This is a genomic window from Herbaspirillum frisingense, from assembly GCF_047325095.1.
GTDB classification, from domain to species: domain Bacteria; phylum Pseudomonadota; class Gammaproteobacteria; order Burkholderiales; family Burkholderiaceae_D; genus Herbaspirillum; species Herbaspirillum frisingense.
Map to the genome: position 1 here is coordinate 2,771,945 of NZ_CP168558.1, position 19,173 is coordinate 2,791,117.

The 19,173-nt window shown below is 63.3% G+C and carries 16 protein-coding genes; 3 read left to right on the forward strand and 13 right to left on the reverse strand.

Annotation, left to right across the window (positions count from 1 at the left end; genetic code table 11):
• Positions 1 to 13: 13 nt before the first annotated feature.
• The 13 genes from ACEOAC_RS12830 to ACEOAC_RS12890 all read right to left on the reverse strand — a co-directional run bounded on the left by ACEOAC_RS12830 (position 14) and on the right by ACEOAC_RS12890 (position 14,585).
• Positions 14 to 478, reverse strand: a complete 465-nt coding sequence (locus tag ACEOAC_RS12830) for a lytic transglycosylase domain-containing protein (RefSeq protein ID WP_413445262.1) — start codon at positions 476 to 478, stop codon at positions 14 to 16.
• Positions 479 to 802, reverse strand: coding sequence for a hypothetical protein (locus tag ACEOAC_RS12835; RefSeq protein WP_413445263.1), 324 nt, complete (start codon positions 800 to 802; stop codon positions 479 to 481).
• A gap of 3 nt (positions 803 to 805) precedes the next feature.
• Positions 806 to 3,139, reverse strand: a complete 2,334-nt coding sequence (locus tag ACEOAC_RS12840; protein WP_413628371.1) for a polymer-forming cytoskeletal protein — start codon at positions 3,137 to 3,139, stop codon at positions 806 to 808.
• Positions 3,139 to 4,227, reverse strand: coding sequence for a hypothetical protein (locus ACEOAC_RS12845; RefSeq protein WP_077238057.1), 1,089 nt, complete (start codon positions 4,225 to 4,227; stop codon positions 3,139 to 3,141). Before ACEOAC_RS12845 ends, ACEOAC_RS12840 begins: the two co-directional genes overlap by 1 nt.
• Positions 4,224 to 5,978: a GspE/PulE family protein gene (locus ACEOAC_RS12850; protein WP_413445253.1), complete on the reverse strand. Its 1,755-nt coding sequence runs from the start codon at positions 5,976 to 5,978 to the stop codon at positions 4,224 to 4,226. Before ACEOAC_RS12850 ends, ACEOAC_RS12845 begins: the two co-directional genes overlap by 4 nt.
• Entirely contained in the window at positions 5,978 to 6,706 is a 729-nt protein-coding gene (locus tag ACEOAC_RS12855) for a hypothetical protein (protein ID WP_413445252.1), read from the reverse strand. Before ACEOAC_RS12855 ends, ACEOAC_RS12850 begins: the two co-directional genes overlap by 1 nt.
• Positions 6,684 to 8,060 carry a type 4b pilus protein PilO2 gene (gene pilO2 / locus ACEOAC_RS12860; protein ID WP_413445251.1) on the reverse strand — a complete coding sequence of 459 codons (1,377 nt, stop codon included), beginning with the start codon at positions 8,058 to 8,060 and terminating at the stop codon, positions 6,684 to 6,686. The genes ACEOAC_RS12855 and pilO2 overlap by 23 nt, the downstream gene beginning before the upstream one ends.
• Positions 8,053 to 9,771: a secretin N-terminal domain-containing protein gene (locus tag ACEOAC_RS12865; RefSeq protein WP_413628372.1), complete on the reverse strand. Its 1,719-nt coding sequence runs from the start codon at positions 9,769 to 9,771 to the stop codon at positions 8,053 to 8,055. Before ACEOAC_RS12865 ends, pilO2 begins: the two co-directional genes overlap by 8 nt.
• 17 nt (positions 9,772 to 9,788) lie before the next feature.
• Positions 9,789 to 10,349, reverse strand: coding sequence for a toxin co-regulated pilus biosynthesis Q family protein (locus ACEOAC_RS12870; RefSeq protein WP_413445121.1), 561 nt, complete (start codon positions 10,347 to 10,349; stop codon positions 9,789 to 9,791).
• A 15-nt stretch (positions 10,350 to 10,364) separates the two neighbouring features.
• Complete coding sequence (locus ACEOAC_RS12875) at positions 10,365 to 11,060, reverse strand: type II secretion system protein (RefSeq protein WP_241812403.1); 696 nt, start codon at positions 11,058 to 11,060, stop codon at positions 10,365 to 10,367.
• Positions 11,057 to 11,695, reverse strand: coding sequence for a type II secretion system protein (locus tag ACEOAC_RS12880; RefSeq protein ID WP_241812402.1), 639 nt, complete (start codon positions 11,693 to 11,695; stop codon positions 11,057 to 11,059). The genes ACEOAC_RS12875 and ACEOAC_RS12880 overlap by 4 nt, the downstream gene beginning before the upstream one ends.
• A 63-nt stretch (positions 11,696 to 11,758) precedes the next feature.
• Positions 11,759 to 12,463: a type II secretion system protein J gene (locus ACEOAC_RS12885; protein ID WP_241812401.1), complete on the reverse strand. Its 705-nt coding sequence runs from the start codon at positions 12,461 to 12,463 to the stop codon at positions 11,759 to 11,761.
• A gap of 235 nt (positions 12,464 to 12,698) precedes the next feature.
• Complete coding sequence (locus tag ACEOAC_RS12890; RefSeq protein ID WP_413445120.1) at positions 12,699 to 14,585, reverse strand: ATP-binding protein; 1,887 nt, start codon at positions 14,583 to 14,585, stop codon at positions 12,699 to 12,701.
• Positions 14,586 to 14,980: 395 nt separating this feature from the next.
• On the opposite strand from ACEOAC_RS12890, the gene pgi reads away from it, so the two are divergent.
• From pgi to ACEOAC_RS12905, 3 genes are all read left to right on the forward strand, one after another.
• A complete protein-coding gene (gene pgi / locus ACEOAC_RS12895) occupies positions 14,981 to 16,684 on the forward strand; it encodes a glucose-6-phosphate isomerase (protein ID WP_241812399.1) in 1,704 nt (567 codons plus the stop codon).
• A gap of 45 nt (positions 16,685 to 16,729) precedes the next feature.
• On the forward strand, positions 16,730 to 17,290 hold the full coding sequence (locus tag ACEOAC_RS12900) for a hypothetical protein (protein ID WP_413628373.1): 561 nt from the start codon (positions 16,730 to 16,732) through the stop codon (positions 17,288 to 17,290).
• Positions 17,291 to 17,560: 270 nt separating this feature from the next.
• Positions 17,561 to 19,168 carry a sensor histidine kinase gene (locus ACEOAC_RS12905; protein ID WP_413628374.1) on the forward strand — a complete coding sequence of 536 codons (1,608 nt, stop codon included), beginning with the start codon at positions 17,561 to 17,563 and terminating at the stop codon, positions 19,166 to 19,168.
• Positions 19,169 to 19,173: the final 5 nt, after the last annotated feature.

The window sequence follows — 19,173 nt, forward strand, 5'->3', positions numbered from 1 at the left end:
AGCGGCACCGCTGCTACATGGCGTCCTTGAGCAGATGGCGCAGGCGGCCGATAACCTGGGTGGCGTAGCGGGCGCGCTTGTCTGGGCTGACGGCGTTGTAGGCACCAACGGCCTCCCAACTCACGCCCATGCGCTGGAAATTGGAGCCGAGTATCCAGGCGCCGACGTGGATATTGGTGCAGGCATCAAGGAGATCGGTCTCGCTGATGTGATGGCGCGCCAGAAAGCCCAGCCAGCTGGAATTGATCTGCATGATGCCGATGTCGCGCGTGCCATTGGCATTGCGGTGCAGGGCCCTGGGGTTCAGGCCCGACTCCTGTTGCGCAATGGCCTGCAGGATTAGCGGGGACACGCCATAGCGGGTCCCCGCCTGTTCGAAGCACAGCTCGGCCGCTGCTGCCGGCGCGACGCACAAGGCGCCAGCCAGTGCAACGGCCAGTGTGATGGCCAATGCCAGGGGCTTGTAGCTCCGATGCATTCAGTGCCCGTCCTCTGGTGAAGGAGGGCTGGCCCTGAGTGCGAGGGCGGCACTGAAAAAGAACGCCGGTGCCCCCAGCACCATCGACAGCATGATGGCGCCGGGGTAGCTCAACACCCGCAGGTGGCCCAGTACAAAGGCCAGCAACAGGCTCGCTACGCAGAGTAGCGGCAGAACCGTGGTACGCGTCCGACCGGCGACGGCGACCGGCAACTCACGCCAGCGTGCGCGCCGCAGCCGGAAATACAGGTAACCCAGCAAGAACGGGCCGCCGTAGGCCAGCAGCAGGAACAGCAGAATCAGCATCAAGTCGGCAGCCTGCATCGCTTACTCCGTCGCCAGGTAGGTCCAGCGTTTTTTCTTGAACATGACAAGCTGGTAGTAGTGGGTTTCGCCATAGTCGGTGCCTCCTTTGTTGTAGAAGTTGAATTCGAGGTACATCGGTTCGAAAAACACTTCGCGTCGGTCCGGGCCACCGCTGGTTCCATCGTCATCGAGATAGCAATTCATGCAGCTGAAGGCCGGTCTTCTGAACATGGGCTTGGTCCATTCCGACGGGTCCATGGGGGTCATGTAACTGAAGTGGAAGCGCACACGGCTGAAGTTTTCGTAGGGGAAGTCACCACCGGCCGGTTGAGCCAGGGCATAGAGTCCGTCGTCGTCGCCGATCATCGGCTTAATGTTTTCCCAGCTATTGATGACGACGCCATTTTTAATGTGTTTCAGGGTGACCTTCCCGGTAATCGCCTGGCCCCACCACCACGAACCGAGCACGTTGCGGTGCCAATCCTTCCAGCGAAAATCGGCGGCCAGATATTCGTTGGGGTCGATGATCTCTTCCGTCAGTTTCTTGAACGGCATCCTCCACTGGGCGGCGCCGCTGCCATTGGATGTGCATCGCAGGATGCCAGCCTGATCGCCGTTGCCGTTGCTGGCCATGGCATTGATCTGGTCGGTATTGCAGCTGTCTCCTTCTCTGGCTACTTCCGCCTTGGCGCGTGCATAGATGCTGGTCGCCCAACTCAGGCCACCATCGCTGCCGGCCTGGCAGACCAGCAGATTGGTCGTGCCTTGCGCCGTGATTTCAGCCGCCATCATGCCTTTGGTAGTGCAGGATTGACCCGCGACCTGGTTGCCCATGGCGGCGGCCTGCCACTTTCTGCTCCTGCAGATTGCCATCAGGCCGTTGGGCAGATAGGCGGTCGAGCCCTCCGGGCTGCAGCTGTCGCCGGCATTGACCTGGCTCAGACCATAATTGTTATTGGCCACCTCCCAGTAGTTGGCGGTGCACATCATCAATCGGCCATTGGCGTCTTGCGCCAGGGCGAGATTCTCCAGACACCCCATGCCCACCGTGACGTAATTGCCATAGGCCAGCAAACGGGCACCGCTGTCGGAGAACTGCGCGGCATTCTCGATGTTCAGCCTGGAGGTGCGTATGCCGCCATTGGCGTTCAACTCGCCAGCGACAGCCAGCCCCTTGGTCATCTTCACCGGCGCCTTGAAGGTGGCCTCGCCATTGACCACCAGCGACTGGATATCGGTAGCGCCCTGGACCACCAGGTTGCCCAGCGCGGTCAACGTGCCTTTCACAGCCAGTGTGCTGTTGAGATTGGCGGCGTCATTGGCGGTCAGGGTGCCGGTGGTCAAGCTGGTGGTCGTCAGCGTATTGCTGGTCAGGGTCTGGGTGGTCATGCCCTGGGCCGTCAGCTGATTCACATTGTTGATGGAGTGCTTGGCAAAATCCCAGTCTGCCGTCGGCTTGAGCGAGCCATCGCGACGGACCAGCTCCAGCGTGGCGGCTGCCGCATAGCCATTGCGCCAGGCCAGGATGCCGTGTACGCCCTTGGCGCCGGCTTTGGTGGTCTTCTGTACCGGATTGGTGACGCTCCAGGCACCGGCATAGGCTTTGAGGTCGAACTGGGGATTGATGCTGCTGGTGTCGGTATCGCGATCGGGCTGGCCCGAGGTCGCGCCGGCACCATTGGACATGCGCAGCAGCGCTGACATGTCGGCGTGCACCAGCGCATAGGGTTGCACGTTGAAGACCAGCGAATCCAGATTGACATCGGTTCCGGCCGGCGTGCGCGTGATGACGATGCCGTAGACGTTGTCATGCCTGGCGGCCGCGCTGCCGCTGGCGTCGCCCGTGACCACCGTGGCGCGTACCGGCAGCAGGGGCGCGGCAGGAATCTGCCGGTCCACCAGACCGAGGGTCTGCAGGTCGGCCAGCGTAGGCTGCAGGATGTTGGCGACCTGATGGGTCTTGCTGGCGCCGGCGGCATCAGTATAGCTGGCCGCGAACTGGCATGACTTGTCAGAGCTGCCCGAGGCCGGGTGGTTCACCTTGGCGCAGCTGTCGGGGTGGGTGCTTCGGTCAATGATGTGCGGATAGTACAGCGTCATGTAAGCACCGACGCCATTGTTGATGCGGGCATAGACCGCGTTCTGTGCCTCCAGCAAGGCAGCCTGGCGCTGCTGCGAGGCCCAGTCGGTGCCGACGGCGCCGACTGCGCCCAGCATGGCCGTGGACACCAGCGCCTGGCCGAGTGCGAAGCCACGGTGACGGCGCCGGGTGTGGCGCTGCCCTGGATCAAGGGGTGTGCTGCGCCGGGGCAGGCACAGCAACTGCTGCGAGATGCGACGAAGTAGGGTAGTCATCAGTTCCTCTGGGAAGTTTGTTGCGTTTTCTTTTGCACGGCACTCTGCAGTTGTTGTGTGGTCGCCATGAAGCCGAGAAGCATGGAGGCCAGCGCGACACCGCAGAGCAGGAGCATCACGCTGTTGAGACGGGCAGACGATTTTTCGATGGAAGTGGCGATGCGGTCGATGGAGCCGGTGCCGATCTTGACGAAGGCCTCCACCGGGTCGCGGCGTTCGGAGGCGTCCATGATGCGGTCTTCCAGATCCTGGTTGAGCACGCCGGTGCCGAAGGCGGCGCCGAAGTTTTCGGCATTGGCCGAGCTGATGCCGCGCAGGATGCTGCGTACGTGCCAGCGCATCCACGGGGTGGAATAGCGCACCGCCTGCTCCAGCGAGGAGCGCAGGGAAATGCCCGAGCGCATCAGCGAGGCCAGCGAGACGATCAGCATGGCGCCGGAATAGTCGCGGTAGACGCTGTAAGGCAGGCGCTTGTCGAACGGTCGCCGACTTCTCCCGGCCCAGTGGGCCAGTGAATAGAGGAAGGCGATGAACAGGACCACGTTGAGCCCGATCATCAGCAGCCCGTAATGCCGCACGCCGTTGGCAACGGCGGCCAGGGCTTTGCCGGAGGCCGGCCATTCGGTGACGGGCATGATCGATTCCAGCACCGGAATGGCGTAGAACGAAAAGCCCAGCAAGATGGCGTAGAACAGCGCGATCAGGAACAACGGATACATCACCGCACCCTTGATGGCGGCCGTCATGCGTTCGGTCTTTTCTACCGTGCCGGAGAGGAAGCGCAGGCCCTCGGCCACGCTGGCGTCGCCGGCGGTCTGGGCGGCATCGAGCATCATCAGCTCCGACGACGGTGCCACTCCCTCCAGCGCCGTGGCCAGCGAACCGTTGATGGCATTTCTGAGAATGTGGCGGTAGAGCAGGGCCATGCCGCGGTCGCGTTTGCGGGCGCGCTTCTCGTACTTCTTGAAGGTGGAAAACAGCGGTACCCGGTCTTCCAGCGACATGGCCAGGTCGAAGTAGAACTCGGCCCGGCGTGCGCGCAGGCGGCGCTTGGCCATGTTCAGTTGCAGGCGTTCAAATAGATTCATGGCATTCCCTTTTGCACGATCTGGCGGAATCCTTTGGGATGACCAAAGGTGGTCTTGAAGTAATAGGGGTCGACCTGCCCCTGGGCCAGGCTGTAGAGGGCATGGCCCCAGGCGGCCTTGCCGCGCATGTCCGGGGCATCGAAGGGGGCTACACGGGTGGCGTGGTAGTGGTCACGCGCATCCAGATCGCGCCCGGCCAGCAAGAGCCGCAGCAGGTCGTTGTCGGGCGTGATCACCTCGGCAGCCACGCATACGCCGCGGGTACCGGCGTGCGACAGCTGGCTGTAATCCACGCCGGGGATGCGGCAATGGACGCAGCCGCTGTCGCTGGCGCACATCATCTGGTCGACGTCGAGGTCGAAGTAGACTTCATAGGCGTTGAGCTCCTCGGCTGACAGCCGCTCCCTGGCGGGCTCTTTGCAATGCGGGCAGTTCCTGGGCAGCAGCGCCTGATAGACCAGGATGGACAGGAATTCCGGATTGCAGACCGCATGCCGGTCCAGTCCCACCATCTTGGAGGTCAGGCGCGAGACGATGCCCAGCGCCGAGGTGGCATGCACGGTGGTGAAGATCTTGTGGCCGGTCTCGATAGCGGCCTGGGAGATTTCACCGGAGAGCGGATCGCGCACCTCGCCGAACATGCCGATATCGGGGTCAAGCCGCAGAAAGGCCCGCATGGCGTTGAGGAAGGGGTTTTCCGCGCCGATGGCATTGGTCCGCTGCACCGAGAGATGGGTCACGCCCGGCACGATGTACTCGACCGGGTCTTCGATGGAAATGATCTTGCGTTCGCCACCGGCCGCCAGCATCGACAGCATGGAATTGAGCGTGGTGGTCTTGCCCGAGCCGGTCACGCCAGCCACGAACACACCGCCCCAGGCCGACTGCATGGCCAGGTCCAGCTGCTCCACCTGGCTGGGCAGGTAGCCCAGTTCCGGCAGGGTCTTGACCTTGCTGGAGGAACTGGCGCTGGAATGCAGGATTCGCAGCACCACATCGAAGCCCCCCACCGAGGGGTGGCTCTGGTAGCGCAGGGTGAAATCGCGGTCCTTGTTGCGGATCGGGATCATGGCCTGCTGCGGCAGGCGGGCATTGAAGGCGGCATCCGAGCGTGACAATTCCTCGGCCTGCACGGTAAAGGCGGCGCTGACCGCATCAATGACGATCTGCGCCGGATAGCTGCCGATGCGGCGTATCACGCCATCCACGCGGGCATTGAGCACGGCATAGTCGCCGCGCACCTCGAGATGGGCATCGCTGGCGCCGATCTCGATGGCGCGCCCGACCATGTCGGCGAAGTAGTTCACGGGCTTGGACTCGGCGATGATGACGTCGATGCCCGATACCGCTCTGGTCGCCGCTTCCTCGTGATTAGCCGCGACCTGATACTCAAGGATCTCGAAGACGATAGGTTCGGCCGTGAAGAACATGCGAGGCGTTTTACCGTCGCGCTTGAACCGGTCAAGGATGTGGAACCACTCCGAGGACAGGTTCACGCCCCGGGTGGCGACCACCGCAATCAGGCCCGCTTCCATGTTGAGCACGGCGATGCGCTCCTGGTTGAAGGCACGGTATTTCTCGGCTGGCCACATCTCCATCACGCTACGGAACTGCGGCAGTTCCTCGGCGCGCCGGAGATGGGCCATTTCCAGGCCCGTGGATGGGGTGCGTTCGGGGAGCGCGCTGGTGCTGCCCGCGCTGCCCGTGTTGCCTATCTTGGCCATGCCGCTCATGCCTGTGACACTGGCCATCAGCGCAAGGCCGGCTTCGTGTTGACCATGTTGATGCGCTCGCCCGGGCTCTGCGGCTTGCCGCCGAATTCGAGCGCCGTCGTGCGGGCGCCGACCGGGAGCTGGCTGGCCAGATGACGTGCCTGGGCGTCCGGCGTGATCAGTGAGCGTGAATCGTCGCTGCCCTTGGGCACCGACAGGAACAGGCAAGTCTCCTGTTGCTGGCAGGCCTGCACCGCAGCGTCGCGTTTGGCGCTACCTGCCTTGCTGCCGTCGTGCGGACTCCTGGTCAGCAGCACGCCTTCTTCCATGAGCGCGATGTACTTCCACGGTCCCATCTTGCGTACCGGCCCAGGCACGGCGACCACGCGGGACTGGCCGTTGATGTCGAGTTCGGCCTTGTAGTGGCGGTCGATCCCGTACAAGGCCAGCAATACCGGATTCTTTTCGACCACGGGTTCGGCAGGCTCCTTGCCGACGTTCTTGCCGGCCGGTCTGAGGCGGGCGGCAAACTCCCGCTCGCCGGCCTGCTTGGCCAGCTTGATCATGTCGCCCAGGGTCGCGCCCTGGTCCAGGTGACTGATGGACGCGTCAGCTGCTGCCGCTGCTGATGCGGTTGCTGTGGTTGCAGCCGTTGTTGCTGCTGCCGGCGCTGCAGTCCCCTGGCCGCGTGAGACCTGCGCGGTACCCAGCAGCAAGGCAGTCAGCGCAACCATCAATGGCAGATTAGAAGTCTTTACCTTTTGCATAATATTTTCCAGAGAGCTTGAAATGGATCTTTTCCATGGATGGGGCCGCCTTGTCCGTGTCGAGTTCGACGCTGAAGGTGTCAAGGGCCACATAGTCGTCCAGCACGATGTTTTCCAGCGTCCACAGCGGCCCCTCGATGCTCCAGGCGGCGTTGACCACCGGGCGCACCAGCTGGTTGACATCGCCTTTCCCGGCGAACAGTGTTGCCGGCTCCACCTTGACCTTGATGTCCACCATGGACAGGTCCTGCAGGGTGCTGAAGAACTTCGACGACACGGCACTGCGCAGCGGCAGCGCCGCGCGCATGAGTTTCGGTGGGGCTGCCGACGCGGTCGGTACGACGCCGTCGGTGGTGGTTTCCTCCAGCCGGTGCTGCGTCACCAGCCGGGCGCTGGTCAGGTCGTCGGGCTTGAAGACGTCGTATTGCGGCTGGCCCATCGCCGAGGGTGGCAGCGCCTCGCCGAATTCGGCAAAGTTGCCGTAGCTGCGGCTCCATGAGGCGTTGCACAGGGCGGGAGTGCATTCCACCTTGCTCAGCCGCCAGCCATTGATCTGCAGCGGGATCTGCTTGAGCCCACCGACCATGCGGCGAAGGCTGGTCTGGCCGGTGCCGGTGATGGCGGCCAGATCGCCCTCGATCCTGGTTTCGTAGACGATATTGGGATCGCTGGCCAGGCGTGCCTGTTCGTCGGCGATGCGCTTGTCACGGGCCAGCTTGTAGCTGACCCCGCTGAAGCCGGCGGCGAACACCACGGCCGACACCGCCAGCAAGGCGAGGATCTGGCGGATGTCGGGAATCTTCTTCAGGCGCGCCTTGGCCGTGATTTCGTCCAGCACCAGGTCCCAGTCGATGTCTTCCACATTGCCCAGCAGATCGACCGCGCCGACGCGTCGTACGGCGCCCACGTCGGTCAGTTGCAGGAAGGTGTTGATGCGTTCCGTCACCACCTCGGCGCTGCCGATAACATCAAATCCCGGCACCGGTTGTCCGTCGCGCAGCACGATCACGCAGCAGCGCCTGGCATCGACATGGAAGGCGAAGACTTCATCGCCACCGTGCGAATAGTTCTCGCCCAGCAGCAGCGCCAGCGAGACCAGTGCGCCACGCCCCTTGCCATGGCCGCCCGGGTTGGAGGAGAAAAATCCGATCTGCGTGCCATCAGGGGTGACGCAATAGCTGTGCTCGCCTTCGCTACGGGCGGCGGTGAAGAGCTTGCTACGCTCGCCCTTGTTCAGCGGCACCCAGCGCAGGCCAGCCACCAGCGCCACCTTGTTCTTCTGGAAGATGCGGCTGTGGTCCACCTCCGGCCTGGCCGGGCGTGCCGGTTTCTTGTTGAGTAGAGTCTTAAACATCGGTCAGCCGCGGAGTGATCAGGATCACGAAGGATTGCCGTACGTTGGCGGCGGTCTTGCTGGCGGCCAGGCCATCGACGCTGCCGCTGTTGCTGGAATTGGCCTGGGCCTGGTCATACCCGAGCATGACCAGCGTTTCGCCCGAGGGCACCACCATGCGCTGGCCGACGGTGAAGGCATTCACGTTGGGCAGCTGGATGGTCTGCCCGGCCGAACTGAACGAGGGCAAGCCCTTCAGGCTGGAGATGTTGACGTAGGTCTGCAACAGCACCTGATTGGAATCCAGCACCACCGGCAGGAAGGCCAGGGACATGCCGGTACTGATCTGGCCTGGGGTCAGGCTGGGCCCGGTGGTGGAGACGCTGCCCACCTGTCCGCCGGCGACGACCGCCGCCTGGGTCTGCTTCAGATAGGCCTGCTGGTTGACCACCATCAGGGGTACCGAGACCCGGTTGGAGGTCACGGCCACGCCGGAATAGGTGGTCGAGACGCGGCCGAAGGTCTTGAGCAGCTTGATCAGCGCGGTATTGCCATTGCCGTTCTGGTAGCCGATGGTGAAAGGGCTGCCGGACTGGCTGGGTAACAGCGCTGCGGGCGCCGAGGAGGTGAAATTGTTGCGGACCACGTTCCAGTCGATGCCGGCCGAGAACTCGTCGTTCAGCTGCACCGACAGGACCTGGATTTCCAGGCTGACCTGGCGCATCAGCGACTTGTTGACCAGTTCGACGTAGCTTTCCACGGCCTTCATCGGCTCGATGGCGTCGGTCACCGTGATGACGCCGGATTTGGCATCGACCGAGAATTTGCCGCCGCCGGAGACCAGGGATCCCAGGGTCTTTTCGATGCCGCCCCAGAAGTCGGATTCGAACTCCATGCTGGCCGAACTGCTGCCACCACCACCTCCTCCTCCTCCGCCACCTCCTCCACCACCACCTTCACCCGTCGAGGCCGACAGCGACGCCGTGTACTTGAAGGAAGAGCTCAGCGTCTTGACGAAGAAGGTGCGGGTGCTGACGCGATAGAAGAGGATGCGGTCGTCCTCGTATTTCCATTGCAGTCCCGCGCGCACGGCCACGTAATCCAGCAGGCCCGCAAAGGAGCCGGCGTAATTGAGTTCGTAGGTGTTGCCGTAGGACTGGTTGCTGAAGCTGAGGTCGCTCAGGCCTTTTTCGCCAAAGGCGCTTTTCTCGCTGGCCGCGCCCTGCGGCCCCGCGCCTGGAAGCGGCTGGGCCACCGCGGCCAGTGCGGCACCTGCTGCACCTGCGGCACCGGCTGTGCTGCCGACGGTAAAGCGCGAGGCCGGCAGCAGGGCGTCGGGCGTGAGCAGCATGGGTACGCCGGTCTCGCTGGCGATACGCTCGACGATGGTGGCCACCGAATAACGGCCCGGGAAGCGGAAGGCCACTTGACGCATCGCATCCGGCAAGGCCGCCTCGCGGGAGAGGGGCATGGAGCGTGTGGCAATCGTCAGGCGTGTGTCCTTGACCGCATAGGCTGGGCGCGGCTGGGCCGTCATCAGTTCGGCACGCGAGCTGTCGGTGCGGCTGACGACCTTGTCCAGGGTCTGGTCGGCCTGGCGCCAGGTGCTGCATGCGCTACACAGCATGCTGGTGGCGACCACCAGCGGAAGGGCGCGGCCGGCGCGGCGAGCGTGCGGCGCAGGGGAGCGGGCAAGAGCTTGCCCGGGGGCGATGATGTGTTCGATTTTCATGATTTTGCGTGATGGACCTAGCGGGCCTTGCCTTCCAGATAGCGGCCGATGCGGATGATGCGCAGCTCGCTGTTGATGCGCGCCTGCACCGGATAGTCGGTGGTGGCCAGCGACTCGATGACGGCGCTGACGACCTGCTCGATACGGCCCGACAATTGCAGCTCGGTCTCGATGGGGAAATCGCGGGGGGCATCCCACACCAGCTGCCAGCCGGCGTCGCTGCCCCAGCGTTGCAACATGCGCCGCACCGAGACGTCGGTACGTCGCACCTGCCATTGCTGTACGCCGGGATCGGGCTGTTGGCCCAATGCGGACATGGCGATGCCGTCGGACAGCTCGGGGGCAATCGTGTCGCCCTTGGGCAGCCAGGCGGAGGCACGCGCATTGGCTGGTGTTGCTGGTGCGGAGGCTTCTGATGGTGCTTCTGCCTGCACTTGCGCGCTGTCGGAAACCTGCTCCGTCGCCTGCTCGGCATGGACGGTAAGGCTGGCCGCCATCAGCACGAGCGGGGGCAGCCATTGACGCCCCAGGTGGGTGAGGCGGGTGGGATCAGTAAGGTAAGCCGTGACTTTTTTCATATGGTGATGTCATGCCTAGAGAGCATGGTTGTTACCTGTAAGGAAGAGGTTGAAGTAAGGCTGGTCGGTTTCGCACAGGGTGCTCATGGCGGCCGGATTGAGCGGGGCATAGGGATCGCTCTTGATCACATACACATCGGCCAGCGAAGTGGTTAGTACGCGGTTGGCGTCCAGCGCGACCGCGCCCAGCGCAGAGGTGGTGACTGCCGTGCCGTTAGTCGGTGAGCCGGCCAGACCATGTCGCAGGTTGGCGGTGTTCAAGGTGGATTCCACGCTCTGCACAATGTCCGGACACAGTCGCATGGGCAGCCCCGATACCTGCAAGACCCAGTCGGTATTGCTGCCGGCGATCAACGAACCCAGGAACATCTGCCCCCCCCAGGGATTGTTGATCTGGGTACTGACACCAGCACCGCCCCCTACGTATTGGCGGGCCACGGCGGCGCCACTGGCTAGCGTGCTGTTGTTGATGGGTGCGGCGCCGTTATCGTTGGAAAAGAAATCCTGTAACGCCACCGCCGTCTGCCGCAGAAAGTAGGAGGACGAGGTCACCTGCGCCTGATCCAGCTGCTGGCGCAGCAGCGCCAGCGAGGCCACCGCCAGGATGGCGGCAATGGCCATCGAGACGGATAACTCCACCAGCGTGAAACCACATTGACGCAGGTGTGGCGTTGGCGTGCAGGGCAGCCGGGATAGGAGTAAACGATTCATCTTAGTTTGGATTTCAGTAACAGCACGCCGAGGCTGTCGCCAGCGTCCTGGCATGCAGCGGACAGCGCAGCGGGGGCAATTTCCTCGGTCAGGTTCTTGACGATGCGCGGGGCGGCGGCGCCAAAACCTGCGCCGAAAGTGATCGCCGGTACGTTCGTATCGATGAAGAGGCCCCTGGACCAGTCATTTGGATTGCCCATCCCGCCGGGAAAGATCACGAGCGCGTCAGCAACCGGTGCTGACTGCAACAACAGCTCGGCGCACAGCTCCGCCGGTATGGCATTGAGATACAAACCCCATGCCTGGGCCCCGCCATTGACCGGTGCCACGCCCACGGCGCCGCGCAATGGATGCGTCACGGTCACGTTGTTGGTGGCGCGCTGGGTGATGGCGAACTGGCTGAACGCGCCGAACGACACTGCCTGTCGCAAGGACAGGCCGGCATAGCTGGGCAACTGGGCATAGGCCTCGTTGACGCGCTTGATGGCGTCGGCATTCTGCGTCGCGAGTTCGTTGACTGTCTGTTGATGGAGCAGCGTGGTGGCGCCCACGAGACTGCCCACGACGATCAGGCCGGCCAGGGCCATGACCACGGAGAGTTCGACCAGCGTGTAGCCGGATTGTTGGTTTTTCATGGGAGAACTCCGATCTTTCCCGGCGGCTCATCGCTGCAGGGAAAGATCGACGCCAAGTACGGCTTACTTCCAGTTGACCATGGCGATGGTCACGGTGTCGTTATTGGTGCCACATGCATTTCCGCCGGACATTGCAGCCACATCCAGCCGGCTGTTATTGTCAGTGCCTTTCACCATGACACCGGCTGGCGGAGCAGTGCCAGTTCCGTCGAACACGGGCATGGTGAGCGCTGCGGCATTGGCTTCTGTAAATGCCGGTGTGCCGACAACGCCTTCCGGTGCGACGATCAGGCCAAGGACACCGGAGGTGGCAGCAGAGCTCACGATATCAGCGCATGCGGCCCGGGGAATGCCGCTATACATCACGGAATAAGCTGTGCCGCCAGCCCCCGCTCCGGTGCGAAAAGCGGTTGTCGATCGCGCCAGGGTCTGATAGCCAAATCGATGGGTCGCCACCCTGGCGTTGGCTGGGCCAGTAATGTCGAAAGCACCGTCGAAAGCGCCTATGCCAATGGCGACCTGGGTGTTCAGGCCGGTGAATTCGGCCACGCGGGCGTACATCTTGTCAATTTGCGTCATCGTGCGCGGGATACTGCTCACCAGGTCATTGGTACGCGTTTGCCGCAGCACCACCTGTACCAGTGCAATCGCCGAGACCAGCAGCACGCCGGCAATGGCCACGGCGACCGACAGTTCGACGATGGTAAAGCCGCGTTGCGCATGCGGCAGGGTGCGCGGCTGGCGCGCCGGGTGAGGGGAGTGAAGCATGTCTGTATTCCTTGAAATAGGGTTAGCGCCGGCTGAAAGAGGGGGGCAGGCCTAACTGATGAGTGGATGGATTCTTGGCAAAGAACACCGCGCCGGGCCAAGGGTTGTCCCGTTCTTCATGCCACGTCCTGGCAGGCAACCAGGGTGTCGGGGCAGTCTTGCGCGCATGCGCCTTGCTTTCTGTCACTTCGTCGTGGTGCTTGTCCTTGGTTTGGCGATTTACTTCATCACGGGGCTATCTCCTTTCTCGTGGATCGAAACGCTTGGCCTGGATCGGCAGGACGAAGCGGCGCGAATAGCTCAGTACCCGCATGTAGCCGGGCAGGCGGAATTGCAGGATGTCGTCCTTGACGGCGCCAAACAGGCTTTGCACCGAGGCCAGGGCATCGACATCGATGTCGCTGGAGAGATGACCGATGAAGAAGTTTTCGGTCTGCGTCAGCAGGGAATAGCTGACCGAGGTCGGCGACTGGGTCGAATAGACGATGCCGATGCCGAACTTGGCGCCTTCCTTGGCAAAGCGGGCGTAGATGTCGGTAGCGTTCTTGCCGGCCGCCTCGACGGGGAAGATCATGTGCGCTTCTTCGAAGTAGATCTGCACGAAGCGCCCGGCCAGGGTGTTGGTGATGAATTTGCGTTCCTGCTGCTGGAACACGGCCGTGGAAATGATGCGCGAGAAGTAGCGCACGATGCGTTCATTGGCCGCACCGAGATCGATGATGACGGTCTTGCCGGTATCGAGGGCACGCAGGCTGTCATGCAGGAAATCGCTGGCGTTGGCGGAGTGGAACTGCAGGCATTCGCGCAGGAAATAGGGACCCACGCCGTTGGTCTGGCAGAGCAGTTCCTGGATCACGCGGTCTTCTTCGTCGAACAGTTCGGTGCGGCCCACGCGCAGGTTGGGGTCGTTCTCGTACTTGAGCGCGAAGGCCGAGAGCACGCGGATTTCTTCGGTCATCTCGGTGAAGCTGGTGGGTATCGGCGGCGGCACCTTCGATCTGATCGCCTGCCAGGCCGCCATGCGCAAGCCCTGGGTGAAACCGACGTTGACCAGCCCACGGGCGGCGATGGCGGCGCAGACGGCCTCGCCCGGCTCGAAGCCGGCTTCCTGGAGCAGTGTCCAGTACAGGCAGAGCTTGCGGAAGGCGGCGGCACTGTCGTCCGCGCGCCCGGTCTTCAGGGCCGACAGGGCCGGAAAGCGGATCATCAGGAAGTTGCGTACCTCGGGAATCTCCAGCACCGAGGGCGTGAGCAGTTCGGAAAAGATCGCCAGGGCGCGGTCCGGGATGTCATAGAAGTTGTAGCGCAGGAATTCGCCGTCGCCACGGGGCTGGGTCGAGAGGTAGTACACCTGGACGCGCTCGGGGTAGGCCGAGGCGATGGAGAAATTGCCGTCCTGGGGATTGTCGTTGGCGTATTCGCCGTTGACGTCGAACACCAGCTGGCCGACGTGACCACTCTCGCGGGTGGCATTGAGCACGCCCTGCATGAGCAGCTTGACGAAGTTGGATTTGCCCAGCCGGGTCTTGCCGAACATGGCGGTGCGCTTGCCCACCACTTCATTGACGCTCATGGCCACCGGCGCCGTGTAGGCATGCTGGCCGATATGTTCGCCCCAGCGCACATGGCCCAGTTCGAAGGCCTCGCCGACCTCGCCGGAGAGCGCCAGCAGGGCGCGCAGGATGGGCTCGGGCAGCACGTGGCAGCCGCAGGTGGGCGAGAGCATCAGCCCACTGTAGCCAGGCAGGCCGGCGAAGTAGCTCAGTTGTCCGTTGACCGGGTCGATGCGACAGCTGCCCATGACCCGGCAATGCAGTTCGCAATTGGTGCTGTAGCCATCGCGCCTGGCTGTGACCTGCAGGAAACGGACCAGGATGAACTCCTGCTGGCCGTTGAAGATCCAGTCGGGGGCAGCAACGGCGAGGAATTGGCCGGGCACGATGCCGGCGTCGCGCAGTCTTTCATAGGAGGAGCCTGCCTTGACCAACGGGCCGTCCTGGGATTCGACCCAGCCCAGGCTCCCTTCCCGATTGAAAAACGACTGCGCATCCTTGGAGGCCGCATTGCCAGCCGCGGCACCGTTTGCACTGAGCAGCGTCACGATCGCCTTGGTCTCAGGCATGGGGGTAGTCGACACACGCGGGATGATTCCGGTCGATGTCGGGTGCGGGCTGGTGGCGACAGTGGTGTTCATAAATGAGAGTGGCTGCAAGCAATACTTCATCGCTACAGCGCTACGATCCATTGATTTGACGGCTGTACTTTAGCTAGCAAAACTACACGCCGGCTGACATTTCCTGACCGGATTGATCGTCGCAAAGCCGCGCGGGCATTGGATTTCCGTCGATCAAAGGAAATCTGCATCCAGGCAAAACAAGGAGCGCGGATTCCTCGTTTCCTACAAGCGAATGTCCCGCCGTCCTATGCCCTGCGGAACAGGTCGACCCTTATCATCGAGCGATCCGGCATGCCGTCCGGCAAGTCCGCTGGCGCTGCCATCCCGCTCAAGGAGTCCGCATGACCAAGTTGCCCGCCGCCGATCTTCAACTTCCGCTGTTCGTCTACAGCCAGCGCGAGTCGCTGACCGAGAAGAGCGCCTGGATCGCCCTGCAGGAGCACCACCAGTACAGTGCCCGCCACTTCCGCCTGGAACGCCTGTTCGCCGCCGATCCCCGGCGCGGCGAAACCCTGACCGCCGAAGCGGCAGGTATCTATCTCGACTACTCCAAGAATCTCGTCACCACCGAAACCATGACCCTGCTGATGCAGCTGGCGCGCCAGTGCGGCCTGCAGGATCGGGTGGAGGCAATGTTCCGCGGCGACCGCATCAATGCCACCGAGCAGCGCGCGGTGCTGCATACGGCCCTGCGCAAGCCGGCGACAGAGCGGCTGGTGGTGGAGGGTGAAGACGTGATTGCGCAGGTGCAGGATGTCCTGGCGCGCATGGAGGTGTTTGCCGAACAGGTGCGCAGCGGCGCATGGACCGGGCATACCGGCCGGCCGATCCGCCATGTGGTCAATATCGGTATCGGCGGTTCGGACCTGGGCCCGATGATGGCGCACGAGGCCCTGCGCCATTACAGCCAGCGTGACCTGTCGCTGCACTTCCTCTCCGATGTCGACGCGGCGGCACTGCTGGAAACGGTGCGCGGCTTGCCGGCGGAGGAGACGCTTTTCATCGTCTGCTCAAAGACCTTTACCACCCTGGAAACCATGACCAATGCCCAGGCCGCACGCCAGTGGCTGGTGCAGCAATTGGGCGACGAGGCGGCTGTGACCAGGCACTTTGTGGGCGTGACCACCAATATCGAGGAAGCCAGCCGCTTCGGCATCGATGAGCGCAACATGTTCGGCTTCTGGGATTGGGTCGGTGGCCGTTATTCGATGAGCAGTGCCATCGGCCTGTCGACCATGATTGCCATCGGACCGCAGCACTTCCGCGACATGCTGGCCGGCATGCACGCGATGGATGAACATTTCCGCACCGCGCCGCTGGAGCAGAACCTGCCGGCCATCCTGGGCATGCTCACGGTCTGGTATGGCAATTTCTTTGATGCCCGCAGCCAGGCAGTGCTGCCGTATAGCCAGTATCTCAAGCGCCTGCCGGCCTACTTGCAACAGCTGACCATGGAGAGCAACGGCAAACAGGTAACCCTGCACGGCGAGTCGGTGGATTACCAGACCTCGCCGGTGTATTGGGGCGATAACGGCATCAATGGGCAGCACTCCTTCTACCAGATGCTGCATCAGGGAACGCAGATGGTGCCGTGCGACTTCATTGGCTTCTGCCATCCCGCGCAGGCGCTGGGGCAGCAGCAGGAACTGCTGATGGCCAACATGTTCGCCCAGGCCGAGGCGCTGGCCTTCGGCAAGACCGTGCAGCGCGTGCGCGAAGAAGGCACGCCTGAAGAACTGGTGCCACACCGGGTCTTCCCCGGCAACCGCCCCAGCAACAGCATGCTCATCGAGCAGCTGACCCCCTATAGCCTGGGCAGCCTGATCGCGCTGTACGAACACAGTGTCTTTACCCAGGGTGTGATCTGGAATATCGATTCCTTCGACCAATGGGGCGTGGAGCTGGGCAAGCAGCTGGCCAAGCGCACCGCGCGCGAGCTGATCGATCACGTGCAGCCGCTACACCACGACAGTTCCACCAATGCCTTGATCCGGCGCTATCGCGCCTGCCAGGGCGGCACTGTCGCTAGCGATCCATCCAAATGAAGCGAAGCGGCCGCCTTGCGCCGCAGGGATCAAGGAGGAGACACCATGGGCAGCATCATCGCCGCACGATTTGAATTGCAGGACGAGGCGGCGCGTGCCGTCAATGCGCTGGTCGATGCCGGCTTCGCCCGCGAGCGCATCAGCAGTTTCTTCGTCAACCCGGCCGGGCAGCATGACCGTTTCGCCGTGGGCGGCGATCGGGACAAGTCGCCCGGCGCCGAAGAGACGGATAAAGGTGCGGCGGCCGGCGTGGCCGCGGGTGCCGGCGCCGGGGCGGTTGCCGGGGTGGCCGCCGCGCCCGTGGCTGGTCCCTTGGGACCGGTGCTGGGTGGGCTGGTGGGTGGCCACCTGGGCGGTCTGGTGGGCAGTCTCAGTGCCACCGACGACGATCCGGTGCCGCGTCGCGTGGCAGGCATGCTGGTGGCGGTGCAGCTGGACGACTCAGCGGCCTCCGCCGATTCCGCTGTTGAACAACGCGCCATGAGGGTGCTGCAAGACCTGCAGGGTGCTGATCTGGAGCGCGCGGAAGGCCAGATTCGCGATGGTGACTGGATCGACTTCGATCCTTTGATCGCACCGCAGTGGGTGCAGGGTGGCGTTGGCTGACGCAGTGCAGCGACAGGATCAGGACCAGGCCCGGCAGCATGCTGTCGGGCCTTTTGCTTTCCTGAAGGCACAGAGTGCAATCCTGGGCATGCATACCGTCGCTGAGAGTTGATGAGTTTATGACTTTATAAGTCTATAATTGGGCGTAATAATTGATTACCAGAAATTCAGCGGGCGGGCGTACGACAGAACAATAAGAAACGCCAAGAGGGGGCGCTGCGATGGAAGGCAGCTGCGCCGTGAGAATGATCATGAAGCGGACGAACGCACATGAGATTATTGACCAAGGGCTTGTTGATCGTTGCCATCCCCAGCCTGGTTGAATTACTGCTGCTGGGGGCGCTGTTCAACTCACAGGACGATGCCGAGGAGGCTGAGCGCTGGGCCGCGCACTCGGCGCAGGTGATCAACCAGGCGGCCGAGGTGCGGCAACCGATGCTGCTGGAATCGGCCCGTATCCGTAATGCCATCCTCCTCAACCAGTCCGAGCCGATCAGTCGGCCCGAGATGTGGGCCGATCTGGAGGTCAAGACTGGCGAGCTGGTCCGGCTGGTGGCCGACAATCCCCAACAAACGACTGCAGTGCGGGCGCTGCACGATAGCATCGCGCGTTATCGCAGCTGGGCCGATACCGCCCGCGAGCGCATGCAACGGGGACAGCGCGATGCGCTGATCCGCGAACTGCGCGACGAGGAGGGGCCACACCGGCTTTCGGACTTCCTGAGCCGGCTGGATGGCTTTGTCGAGCAGGAGCGTCGCCTGGGCGAGCAGCGCACGGCGCTGTTGCAGTCGGCGCGCAGTTCCCAGACTGCGTTGCTGATCGCGGCAGTGCTGGGCTCCATCATCACTGCGGGACTGGCCTCGCTGGCCTTTACGCGCAATATCGGCAGCCGTATCTCGGTGCTCATCACCAATGCCCAGCGCCTTGCCGACGGGCAACCGCTGGCGGAGCGGGTGGGTGGCAATGATGAGATCTGCCAGCTCGATGATGCCTTGCACCGCAGCAGCGAGCGCCTCAACGAGGCTTCGCGCCAGGCCCAGGGCTATCGTACCGAACTGGAACAGCGCGCACGCGAGCTGGCCGAGGTCAATGCCGACCTGCGCCAACAGACCCAGGACAATGAAATGTTCATCTACAGTGTGTCGCATGACCTGCGCTCACCGCTGGTGAACCTGCAGGGCTTCAGCAAGGAGATCACCCACACCACCCGCGAACTGCTGGCCGAAGTCGAACAACTGGCGCTGCCGGCGGCGGACAAGCAGCGCCTCAAGGCGTTGGTCGAAGAGGATATCCACACCTCGCTGCGCTTCATCCAGAACGCGGTTACGCGTTCGGCCGGGATCATCGATGCCATGTTGCGCCTCTCGCGTGCCGGCCGCGTCGAATACCAGCCGGTGATGCTGGACATGCACGCCATTGCACAGCGCATCGTCGCGGCCATGAGCGGCAGCATCCGCGCCAAGGGGGCGCAGGTAGAGATCGCGGCCGACCTGCCGCCGGCCTTCGGCGACCCGACCTCGGTGGAGCAGGTGCTGGGCAACCTGGTGGGCAATGCCGTCAATTACCTCGATCCGTCGCGCCAGGGGCATATCACCATCGACCACGTGCGCCACGCCGACAACATCGCCGCCGCGCCCAGCCTGGTGACCTACTGCGTGCGCGACAACGGCATGGGCATCGCACCGGCCTATCTGGACAAGATGTTCATTGCCTTCCAGCGTCTGCATGGCAACGCCGCGCCGGGCGAAGGCATCGGCCTGGCACTGGTCAAGCGGGTGGTGGAACGCCACGGCGGTCGCATCTGGGTGGAATCGGTGGAGGGGCAGGGCAGCTGCTTCTATGTGGCCCTGCCGGCGCGCCCGCCGGTGGCGGCATGAGCGCC

Coding starts and splice junctions, on each gene's coding strand:
- ACEOAC_RS12830 (WP_413445262.1), bottom strand. CDS start 478: ATGCATCGGAGCTACAAGCCCCTGGCATTGGCCATCACACTGGCCGTT.
- ACEOAC_RS12835 (WP_413445263.1), bottom strand. CDS start 802: ATGCAGGCTGCCGACTTGATGCTGATTCTGCTGTTCCTGCTGCTGGCC.
- ACEOAC_RS12840 (WP_413628371.1), bottom strand. CDS start 3,139: ATGACTACCCTACTTCGTCGCATCTCGCAGCAGTTGCTGTGCCTGCCC.
- ACEOAC_RS12845 (WP_077238057.1), bottom strand. CDS start 4,227: ATGAATCTATTTGAACGCCTGCAACTGAACATGGCCAAGCGCCGCCTG.
- ACEOAC_RS12850 (WP_413445253.1), bottom strand. CDS start 5,978: ATGGCCAGTGTCACAGGCATGAGCGGCATGGCCAAGATAGGCAACACG.
- ACEOAC_RS12855 (WP_413445252.1), bottom strand. CDS start 6,706: ATGCAAAAGGTAAAGACTTCTAATCTGCCATTGATGGTTGCGCTGACT.
- pilO2 (WP_413445251.1), bottom strand. CDS start 8,060: ATGTTTAAGACTCTACTCAACAAGAAACCGGCACGCCCGGCCAGGCCG.
- ACEOAC_RS12865 (WP_413628372.1), bottom strand. CDS start 9,771: ATGAAAATCGAACACATCATCGCCCCCGGGCAAGCTCTTGCCCGCTCC.
- ACEOAC_RS12870 (WP_413445121.1), bottom strand. CDS start 10,349: ATGAAAAAAGTCACGGCTTACCTTACTGATCCCACCCGCCTCACCCAC.
- ACEOAC_RS12875 (WP_241812403.1), bottom strand. CDS start 11,060: ATGAATCGTTTACTCCTATCCCGGCTGCCCTGCACGCCAACGCCACAC.
- ACEOAC_RS12880 (WP_241812402.1), bottom strand. CDS start 11,695: ATGAAAAACCAACAATCCGGCTACACGCTGGTCGAACTCTCCGTGGTC.
- ACEOAC_RS12885 (WP_241812401.1), bottom strand. CDS start 12,463: ATGCTTCACTCCCCTCACCCGGCGCGCCAGCCGCGCACCCTGCCGCAT.
- ACEOAC_RS12890 (WP_413445120.1), bottom strand. CDS start 14,585: ATGCCTGAGACCAAGGCGATCGTGACGCTGCTCAGTGCAAACGGTGCC.
- pgi (WP_241812399.1), top strand. CDS start 14,981: ATGACCAAGTTGCCCGCCGCCGATCTTCAACTTCCGCTGTTCGTCTAC.
- ACEOAC_RS12900 (WP_413628373.1), top strand. CDS start 16,730: ATGGGCAGCATCATCGCCGCACGATTTGAATTGCAGGACGAGGCGGCG.
- ACEOAC_RS12905 (WP_413628374.1), top strand. CDS start 17,561: ATGAGATTATTGACCAAGGGCTTGTTGATCGTTGCCATCCCCAGCCTG.